Origin of the sequence: Liquorilactobacillus mali KCTC 3596 = DSM 20444 (genome assembly GCF_000260415.1) — a bacterium.
Taxonomy (GTDB): Bacteria; Bacillota; Bacilli; order Lactobacillales; family Lactobacillaceae; genus Liquorilactobacillus; species Liquorilactobacillus mali.
This window is the reverse complement of the sequence record NZ_BACP01000030.1, coordinates 1-7239: the sequence shown is the minus strand read 5'-3', so window position 1 is coordinate 7239 and position 7239 is coordinate 1. Positions and strand designations below refer to the sequence as shown.

The 7239-nt window shown below is 35.7% G+C and carries 16 protein-coding genes; 15 read left to right on the top strand and 1 reads right to left on the bottom strand.

Going from position 1 to position 7239, the window contains the following annotated elements; translation table 11 throughout:
• Window positions 1-64 precede the first annotated feature (64 nt).
• Window positions 65-415 (bottom strand): helix-turn-helix domain-containing protein, encoded by a 351-nt coding sequence (locus tag GSM_RS04955; protein WP_003690544.1) that lies wholly within the window; start codon window positions 413-415, stop codon window positions 65-67.
• 157 nt (window positions 416-572) lie between these two features.
• Between GSM_RS04955 and GSM_RS04950 the strand changes: the two genes are divergently transcribed.
• From GSM_RS04950 to GSM_RS15020, 15 genes are all read left to right on the top strand, one after another.
• Window positions 573-806 (top strand): helix-turn-helix transcriptional regulator, encoded by a 234-nt coding sequence (locus GSM_RS04950; protein WP_003690545.1) that lies wholly within the window; start codon window positions 573-575, stop codon window positions 804-806.
• A gap of 15 nt (window positions 807-821) precedes the next feature.
• Window positions 822-1598: a phage repressor protein/antirepressor Ant gene (locus GSM_RS04945; RefSeq protein WP_003690546.1), complete on the top strand. Its 777-nt coding sequence runs from the start codon at window positions 822-824 to the stop codon at window positions 1596-1598.
• A 2-nt stretch (window positions 1599-1600) separates the two neighbouring features.
• Window positions 1601-1906 carry a hypothetical protein gene (locus GSM_RS04940; protein WP_003690548.1) on the top strand — a complete coding sequence of 102 codons (306 nt, stop codon included), beginning with the start codon at window positions 1601-1603 and terminating at the stop codon, window positions 1904-1906.
• 129 nt (window positions 1907-2035) lie between these two features.
• Window positions 2036-2542 (top strand): helix-turn-helix transcriptional regulator, encoded by a 507-nt coding sequence (locus GSM_RS04935; protein WP_003690550.1) that lies wholly within the window; start codon window positions 2036-2038, stop codon window positions 2540-2542.
• 5 nt (window positions 2543-2547) lie between these two features.
• Window positions 2548-2772: a hypothetical protein gene (locus GSM_RS04930; protein ID WP_003690552.1), complete on the top strand. Its 225-nt coding sequence runs from the start codon at window positions 2548-2550 to the stop codon at window positions 2770-2772.
• Window positions 2773-2826: 54 nt separating this feature from the next.
• Window positions 2827-3036 carry a hypothetical protein gene (locus GSM_RS14685; RefSeq protein ID WP_003690554.1) on the top strand — a complete coding sequence of 70 codons (210 nt, stop codon included), beginning with the start codon at window positions 2827-2829 and terminating at the stop codon, window positions 3034-3036.
• Window positions 3029-3376, top strand: coding sequence for a hypothetical protein (locus GSM_RS04915; RefSeq protein WP_003690555.1), 348 nt, complete (start codon window positions 3029-3031; stop codon window positions 3374-3376). The genes GSM_RS14685 and GSM_RS04915 overlap by 8 nt, the downstream gene beginning before the upstream one ends.
• Window positions 3377-3622: a hypothetical protein gene (locus GSM_RS04910; protein ID WP_003690557.1), complete on the top strand. Its 246-nt coding sequence runs from the start codon at window positions 3377-3379 to the stop codon at window positions 3620-3622. It begins immediately after the preceding gene.
• Complete coding sequence (locus tag GSM_RS04905) at window positions 3622-4446, top strand: recombinase RecT (RefSeq protein ID WP_003690559.1); 825 nt, start codon at window positions 3622-3624, stop codon at window positions 4444-4446. The genes GSM_RS04910 and GSM_RS04905 overlap by 1 nt, the downstream gene beginning before the upstream one ends.
• Entirely contained in the window at window positions 4388-5218 is an 831-nt protein-coding gene (locus GSM_RS04900) for a PD-(D/E)XK nuclease-like domain-containing protein (RefSeq protein WP_235720346.1), read from the top strand. Before GSM_RS04905 ends, GSM_RS04900 begins: the two co-directional genes overlap by 59 nt.
• Before the next feature lie 10 nt (window positions 5219-5228).
• Window positions 5229-5987, top strand: a complete 759-nt coding sequence (locus GSM_RS04895; RefSeq protein ID WP_003690562.1) for a DnaD domain protein — start codon at window positions 5229-5231, stop codon at window positions 5985-5987.
• 3 nt (window positions 5988-5990) lie between these two features.
• On the top strand, window positions 5991-6800 hold the full coding sequence (locus GSM_RS04890; protein WP_003690564.1) for an ATP-binding protein: 810 nt from the start codon (window positions 5991-5993) through the stop codon (window positions 6798-6800).
• Between the two features lie 2 nt (window positions 6801-6802).
• Window positions 6803-6931, top strand: coding sequence for a hypothetical protein (locus GSM_RS15515; protein WP_261974555.1), 129 nt, complete (start codon window positions 6803-6805; stop codon window positions 6929-6931).
• Window positions 6915-7061: a hypothetical protein gene (locus GSM_RS15025; RefSeq protein WP_155807914.1), complete on the top strand. Its 147-nt coding sequence runs from the start codon at window positions 6915-6917 to the stop codon at window positions 7059-7061. The genes GSM_RS15515 and GSM_RS15025 overlap by 17 nt, the downstream gene beginning before the upstream one ends.
• Window positions 7058-7213, top strand: a complete 156-nt coding sequence (locus GSM_RS15020; protein WP_155820731.1) for a hypothetical protein — start codon at window positions 7058-7060, stop codon at window positions 7211-7213. The genes GSM_RS15025 and GSM_RS15020 overlap by 4 nt, the downstream gene beginning before the upstream one ends.
• Window positions 7214-7239: the final 26 nt, after the last annotated feature.

Genomic DNA, 7239 nt, shown 5'->3' with positions numbered 1-7239 from the left:
ATGTTTCATATTTTTCTGCTAAGACAATGGCCTTATTTTCATATATTCCCATAGCAACACACCTTTATTTGTTGTCTTTGTTACGTTTCCAAAAAATTTGAGTAAGTGCAATTTTAAGCTTTTCTTTGTCTTCATCAGTAAGTTCCTCATTAGCATAAGTCATGCCCTTTTCAAGATTTTCATCAAGAAATTTTTTTAAGTCTTTTTCATCTTGTGATTTTTCGACCCCTAATAAATAATCTGTTGAGACATTAAATAGTTCAGCTAGTTTTTTAATAGCTTGCTTGTCAGGCTCTCTTGTATCATTTTCGTAACCAGAAATAGAAACCTTTGACACATTCAAAATCTTTCCTAATTCTTCTTGCGTCATTTTCTTACTATTTCTGAGTTCTCTTAATTTGCTTCCGAAAGTCATTAATTAACACCTCGCTTACTTGAAATAATAATATTAACTTATGGTTAATACAATTATTTTTTGAATTATTAACAAAAAAGGAAATAAAACACTTGACAATTAACAAATAGTTAACTATTATAATTAACGTAAGGTTAACTTGAAAGGAAGTGATGTTATGATACGAACTAAACTCCGCCAAAGGCGAGAGGAATTAAACCTTAGCTATAAAGATGTAGCGGACCTTGCAAATATTAGTAAACCGGGATATTGGCAAATCGAAAACGGAAAAAGAGGTGTTAGTTACAATACAGCTATTTCGATTGCTAGGGCTTTAAATACAACCCCAGATTCTATTTTTTTAGACATAAGGTTAACTAAAACGGAACAAAAAATGCAGACAACATCTTAAAAAGGAGGTAACAGAATGAATCAATTAATAAATTTTAATTTTCAAGGCAACAAGGTTCGAACAGTACAAATTTCGAATGAGCCATATTTTGTAGGAAAAGATGTAGCTGAAATTTTAGGATATCAAAATGGCAGTCGAGATATTAACCGTCATGTTGATGAAGAAGATAGGCAAAACTACCAAAACGGTACTTTTGAATCTCCAAGAGGTTTGACCGTTATTAACGAGTCAGGATTGTATAGCTTAATTCTTTCTAGCAAAATGCCAAACGCTAAGCAGTTCAAACATTGGGTTACAAGTGAAGTCTTGCCAAGTATTCGCAAGCATGGTGCATACATGACACCTGAGACATTGCAGGAAACATTAGCTCAACCTGAGAACATGATTCAAATCTTGACAGCTTTAAAAAATGAACAAGACGCACATAAGAAATTGCAGCAGGAAAACAACAAGATGAAACCTCATGCAATTTTAGGAGCAGTCGTTGAAAATTCGGTTAATAGTATTTCAGTTAAAGCACTTGCGACTATTTTGAAAGAAAAAGGAGTCAATATTGGTCAAAACAGATTATTCCAGTGGTTGCGTGAGAATGGATATCTAATTTCAAGATATGGGCACTCACGTAACTATCCAACTCAGAGATCAATGAACATGGGACTATTCGAATTAAAACCTAACCCAATTGTTCATAACTCAGGAGAAATGGAAACAAGATATACACCACTTGTAACTGGAAAGGGTCAGAAATACTTTATCAACAAGTTTTTCAGTGAAAAAGTATTGGAGGCATAGACATGTTATCCAAAACTGATTTTTTCAAAATTATGATAGTGACCGAGGCTATGCTTGACGATTTAAAAGAAACTGGAGAGTTAGAAAGACTTCTTATTAGATCTGTCAAGCACAACAATTCATTGGGATACGTAGAAATTGCTTCTGCACAACTGAACGAAGTAGAGAGGGTTATGCAGAGAGATCAGAGCTTACAAAAAGAACTTAGTGTCCTGTGTGAAATGCTTGATGAATTTCTTGATTCAAATTTTGAATGGTGTTGTGAACATTTAAATGATGAACAACAAGCATTAATGGGATTGAGATAGTTGAACATTTTTAATTAACCAAGTTTCTAATTTTATTCTACACGCAAAGCTAGCGTATAGAAATACACTCAGTACGCAAACTAAAGCCTAACCAGCTTTTTAAACACATTCAGAGAGGGAGTTTTTTATATGAATTTAGCAACAACTTTAGACAAGGTTTTAAAAGCCAAGCGAATAACTACTAGTGATTTTGCAGAAAGCATTAGGTTGTCAAAGCAAGCGGTATCTAATTATCGAACTGGCTATCGAAAGATGTCAGTTTTAAAGGCATCAGAGATGCAAGACGTATTACATGACGCAAAGTTTGGTACACGTGCTGCAACGGAATATTTTGGGACATTGCTTGAACGTACTACTAAGGATTTAAGTTACCCCGAAAATACATTTTTAATTCGCGATTTACGTGATGATGAGGAACTTGATAGGCAGAAATTAGATGATGAAACCTACAGGATTTTCAGAATTAGATATGAGGAAAGAACAAGGCAGCAGCACGAAGTGACACACAAGTATCTAAGAAAATTTGCATGTGAAATATCAACAGAAACACTATCATTTTTTGCAGCTTGTCAAGAAGCAAGAATTAATCCTTACGATCTAATTCAAGATGTGAACAAAGAAAACATAAGGGAGTGATAAATATGGTAAGAGCGTGGTTATCAAAAGCAGAGTTTAAAGAGAAATATGGCTACAAAGAAACTAAGTATCAAGCATTTGTAAAAGAGATACTCGAATCTGAATACAGAGATGCGATTATCAGACCTTCAAACAAGGAAGTATGGATCGATGAAGAAATACTTCAAGACTTTCTAATGTGGAAGTCACAAAACAGATTTAGGGTGTTAGCAAGATTGGAGATGAATTGATGAATGCAATAGCAATTGTGTTGATTGCGGTGTTTGCATATTTTGCAGGACTAGATGAAGGAAAGAAGGGCAGAAAATGATTGGAATGATATCAGAGGCTTTGTTCAAAATTTCATGGTGGATGTTTCTTTTCGGAATTTTAGGGCTGTGTTTATCGGTGTTGGTCAGCTGGTTTGTCAAATAAAAAAAGAGTCTACCTGGAATAGACTCCTTACAAAAAACACTTACGGAAAGTATAACACAAAGGAGCGTAAATATGAATAACGAACAAGCACAACTAGCTTTAAGAAACATTGGTAGTCAGTTGAAACTTAAATTAGAAGATGAACTACCTTCTTTCAGTTTTGGAAATGAAACTATTGGTTTTGTTTCGAGACAGTCTATCTCAATTTTAGCAGGTGGCGGCTATCTTAAATACAGATTAACAGACAAAGAGTTTGCAATCTTGACACAACTTTCTGCTACTGATCCTGAAAATAGAGTTACTGGTAAAACATTCGATGAATTTGTAACTGTGTTTAATAAAAGTGAAGAATCAACGCAACAAAAAATAATCAAATTCATTAAGAACCTGACTTCAAAAGATAATAGAGGGGGCCTTTAAATGCAATTGACAAGTAAAAAAATCATGCCAAACGGATTGAAAATACCTGGGAAAGATGTTTTTGGAACATCACTTGAAATTGGAGATACCTACTACATTTTTGAGCTTGGCGGTGAAGAGTCAGATGTTGTATCACGTTTTAATTTAGCGAGATATGTTGCTGAAGTTATTCAGAACTTTAAAGAAGATGACCTTGAGGAAATCTTATGTACGTCAGATATACCATTCGAAAAGAGGGAATACTAATGACAAATGATTTAGCGAGAATACCAGTTAAAACACTGGTTAAACAAGACAAGATTAAAGAAATGCTTACAGAAACTCTAAAAGGTAGGGCAACCCAATTCGCTACTTCAATCATAAACATTGTAAACAACGACCGAGCTTTGCAAGGTGTTAATCAAATGTCAGTCATTCAATCTGCAATGGTTGCAGCAACACTTAATCTACCGATTGACAAGAATTTAGGATATATGTGGCTAGTTCCATACAAAGGACAAGCACAGGCTCAAATTGGATATAAGGGCTATATCCAGTTAGCCCAACGGACGGGGCAGTACAAAGCTATGAATACGGTTGTTGTACATGAAGGCGAATTGATTAGTTGGAATCCCTTAAGCGAAGAAGTTGAGTTTGACCCAACTAAGCGTACATCTGATGAAGTGATTGGTTATGTTGGATATTTTAGATTAGTAAATGGATTTGAAAAAACAGTCTATTGGACTAGAGAACAAATAGACCAACATCGCCAACGATTCTCGAAAATGAGTGGGAAGTCTGAACCTAGTGGAGTATGGAAGACAGACTTTGATGCAATGGCTTTAAAAACAGTTATTAGAAACATGCTAAGCAAGTGGGGACCATTATCAATCGACATGCAGGAAGCTCTTAAACATGATGAACAGGAACCTACTGAACATTTAGATATTGAAGCAGAAGAAGAAGTTGCCAGCGAAACTACAGACAGTCTAATTGCTGATTTCAACAAATCACAACAAGAGGGGGCAAAAGATGATGATGCAAGCACCAATAAAGAAAGTGAAGAGGCTAAACAGGGAGAACTACTATAGCAACGAAATGGACTGGAAATACATGTCAGCAACTATGTTTAAGAACTTTATTAAATGTGAATCTGCTGCATTGGATCAGTTGAAGCATCCACCTGAACAGGTGGATAGCAAAGCTCTCTTGATTGGAAATTATGTGCACAGCTATATGGAATCAAATAAGGCATATCAAGAATTTATTGATGATCATCATGCATTTTTCTTTACACAAAAAGGTAGCAAACGTGCCGATGCGACTTTGGGCGACAAAATGATTAAGAAATTAGAACAAGACGCATTATTTCAGTATTTTTACAACTCGGATAACTGTGAAAAAGAAGTGATTTTGACAGGAAATCTATTTGATACTCAGTGGAAAGCGAGAATTGATTCTTTGAACATTGAGAAGGGATACTTCTGTGATATTAAGACCACACGAGAGCTTCATAAACGCTACTGGAGCGTTCAAAAAAGAACTTGGGTATCTTTTATCGAAGAGTACAACTACGCGCTTCAAATGGGCGTGTATAAACGTCTATTGCAACATAAATATCATAAACCATTTAACTGTTACATCTTTGCGGTAGACAAAACACAGGATACAGAGCTAGAAGCAATTCAAATGCCTAATGAAGATATGGAAGAGCAAATGGAGTTTATTGAAACTCACATTGAACGCGTTAAGCAAGTGATAGCAGGAGATATAGAACCAGTTAGGTGTGAGCGATGTGCATATTGCAAATCAACGCGTAAATTGAACAGATTTATCACTCCTGCGGAATTGATTTTGGAATAGAGGTGTAGAAATGGCAGAACAACCAAGTTATTTTTCAATATTAACGGCAAGTGTTAGATATGATCCAAGGCTTAAAAAATTTGCTGATGAGAAAGTACTCTTTAGTGAAATAACAGCATTATCAAATAAATATGGGTACTGCACAGCTTCAAATAAGTACTTTTCAAAACTTTATGATCGACCAATTCCGACTATATCGAAATGGATAAATCATCTTAAGGAACTAGGGTATTTAAAGGTCGAAATGGTTCGTGAAGGTAAAGAAATAAAGCAACGTAAGCTTTTTCCTAATGCTAACCCTATTCATGCAGACGTTAATACCTATTCACGTAGAACTGAAGGGGGTATTCATGCAGACGTTAAGGGGGGTATTAACGTAGACGTGAAGGAGAATAATACAAGTATTAATAATACAAGTATTAATAAAGAAGTAGAGGAAGAGAGCAATGCTTTTACTGCTTATCAGCTCACTGGAGCAACACTCACAGGTTTAACTCAACCAATTTTTGCTGACTATGTAAGTAGTTTGGGAGATGAACTTGTAAAACATGCTATTGAAGTTATGAGTATGCAAGCACAGAGACCGAATTTTAATTACCTGCGGACTATACTTGAAAATTATATTAATGGTCAAATAAAAACTGTTGAACAGGCAAAAAAGTTTGAAAATAAATTTAAAAATAGGGGTAACCCTAAAGAAAATAAGAAGAAACATGGCTATTTCAAAGGGTCTGATGATCCCAATGCATATGATGAAGGGTTGTGGTAGCCGATGATCAGCACTTTAGATATTGATATTTACTCTATTAATACTTTTGAAAAATGTGGTAAATGTCCAGATTGTGGCAATGAAATGCTAAGACCAAAGAGACTAAACAGAAGCACGGGCAAAAAGATAGGTGGGGCTTGCCCAATGTGTGGATACAAAGAATCTAAGCAAGAGCAAAAGACAAGGGAACAACAAGAAAGTGGCTTCACTTTAGAAGCTAGAAAGAATAAAGCAATTGGATATATGAACAAATACTCAATTCTTTCAACTGGTTCGGTGTTCAATAATTCATTTTCTAATTTTGAAACAAAAACCAAAGATGAAAAATCTGCATTTGATAAAGCTAAACTTGTTGCAAAGAAAATGGCACAAGAACCAACACATTGTTTAATGGTTGGCGCAACTGGAAGAGGGAAGACGCATTTAGCAACAGCAATGATGTACGAAATTCAAAGGCAAACTGACTACGGTAAAAAGGTTCTGTTCTTTAGCTTTCCAGCTTTAATAAATGATACCAAGAAAGGCATGAACTTACCTGACGTACGAAAACAGGTAGATGAATCTATGAACCAGTTAAAACATGCAGATTTGTTAATCATTGATGATCTAGGAGCTGAGAGAGAATCAGAGTTCACCTTAGCAATAATAGACGACATTATGCAATATGGCGAAGATAGCTCAATGATATTAACCACCAATTTAACTGGGGATGAATTAGCCCAAAAGTACGGAGATAGATTTTTGAGCAGGCTAAAGAAGGCTGGGGCAGGCAATTCAATTTCATTTAGTCGTATTGCAGACCACAGGGGGTAAACATGGAATATATCGTAACAGGAACAGTGATTGAAATAGTGCCAACTGAGGTACGCAGGCACGAGCGTGGATACTGGCGAAAGATGATTGACAGGAAGATTGAGGAGGCAAGGAATGGAAGAATATCCTAAGTGGCTAATCAGTGACGAAGAACTAGCAGAAATGATTAATGCCTTAGCAGATGAGCAGCTTAAAAACTCAATTGACACATTGGAATCTGAGTTGGCAAAAATAATCAGTAAGAAAGAGGTGCCTGAATGATTAAAAAAGGAACGGTAGTGAGATATAAGCGACACCTGTATTCAGTTAACTGTCTGAAACGTAAAGGTGCCTATGTAGCTGCACTGATTAGGCTAGGAAACAACAGGCACGAAGAGGTGCCACTCGAACAGCTAGAGGAGTTGGGAGTATGAGTAAGACAAAAATTGAATTGTTCAAC

Excerpts from the sequence above, each read along its gene's own strand:
- GSM_RS04895 (WP_003690562.1), top strand. The coding sequence starts at position 5,229 with ATGGCAGAACAACCAAGTTATTTTTCAATATTAACGGCAAGTGTTAGA.
- GSM_RS04890 (WP_003690564.1), top strand. The coding sequence starts at position 5,991 with ATGATCAGCACTTTAGATATTGATATTTACTCTATTAATACTTTTGAA.
- GSM_RS04950 (WP_003690545.1), top strand. The coding sequence starts at position 573 with ATGATACGAACTAAACTCCGCCAAAGGCGAGAGGAATTAAACCTTAGC.
- GSM_RS04945 (WP_003690546.1), top strand. The coding sequence starts at position 822 with ATGAATCAATTAATAAATTTTAATTTTCAAGGCAACAAGGTTCGAACA.
- GSM_RS04955 (WP_003690544.1), bottom strand. The coding sequence starts at position 415 with ATGACTTTCGGAAGCAAATTAAGAGAACTCAGAAATAGTAAGAAAATG.
- GSM_RS15025 (WP_155807914.1), top strand. The coding sequence starts at position 6,915 with ATGGAAGAATATCCTAAGTGGCTAATCAGTGACGAAGAACTAGCAGAA.
- GSM_RS04910 (WP_003690557.1), top strand. The coding sequence starts at position 3,377 with ATGCAATTGACAAGTAAAAAAATCATGCCAAACGGATTGAAAATACCT.
- GSM_RS04915 (WP_003690555.1), top strand. The coding sequence starts at position 3,029 with ATGAATAACGAACAAGCACAACTAGCTTTAAGAAACATTGGTAGTCAG.
- GSM_RS04900 (WP_235720346.1), top strand. The coding sequence starts at position 4,388 with ATGATGATGCAAGCACCAATAAAGAAAGTGAAGAGGCTAAACAGGGAG.
- GSM_RS04930 (WP_003690552.1), top strand. The coding sequence starts at position 2,548 with ATGGTAAGAGCGTGGTTATCAAAAGCAGAGTTTAAAGAGAAATATGGC.
- GSM_RS15515 (WP_261974555.1), top strand. The coding sequence starts at position 6,803 with ATGGAATATATCGTAACAGGAACAGTGATTGAAATAGTGCCAACTGAG.
- GSM_RS14685 (WP_003690554.1), top strand. The coding sequence starts at position 2,827 with ATGAAGGAAAGAAGGGCAGAAAATGATTGGAATGATATCAGAGGCTTT.
- GSM_RS15020 (WP_155820731.1), top strand. The coding sequence starts at position 7,058 with ATGATTAAAAAAGGAACGGTAGTGAGATATAAGCGACACCTGTATTCA.
- GSM_RS04905 (WP_003690559.1), top strand. The coding sequence starts at position 3,622 with ATGACAAATGATTTAGCGAGAATACCAGTTAAAACACTGGTTAAACAA.
- GSM_RS04935 (WP_003690550.1), top strand. The coding sequence starts at position 2,036 with ATGAATTTAGCAACAACTTTAGACAAGGTTTTAAAAGCCAAGCGAATA.
- GSM_RS04940 (WP_003690548.1), top strand. The coding sequence starts at position 1,601 with ATGTTATCCAAAACTGATTTTTTCAAAATTATGATAGTGACCGAGGCT.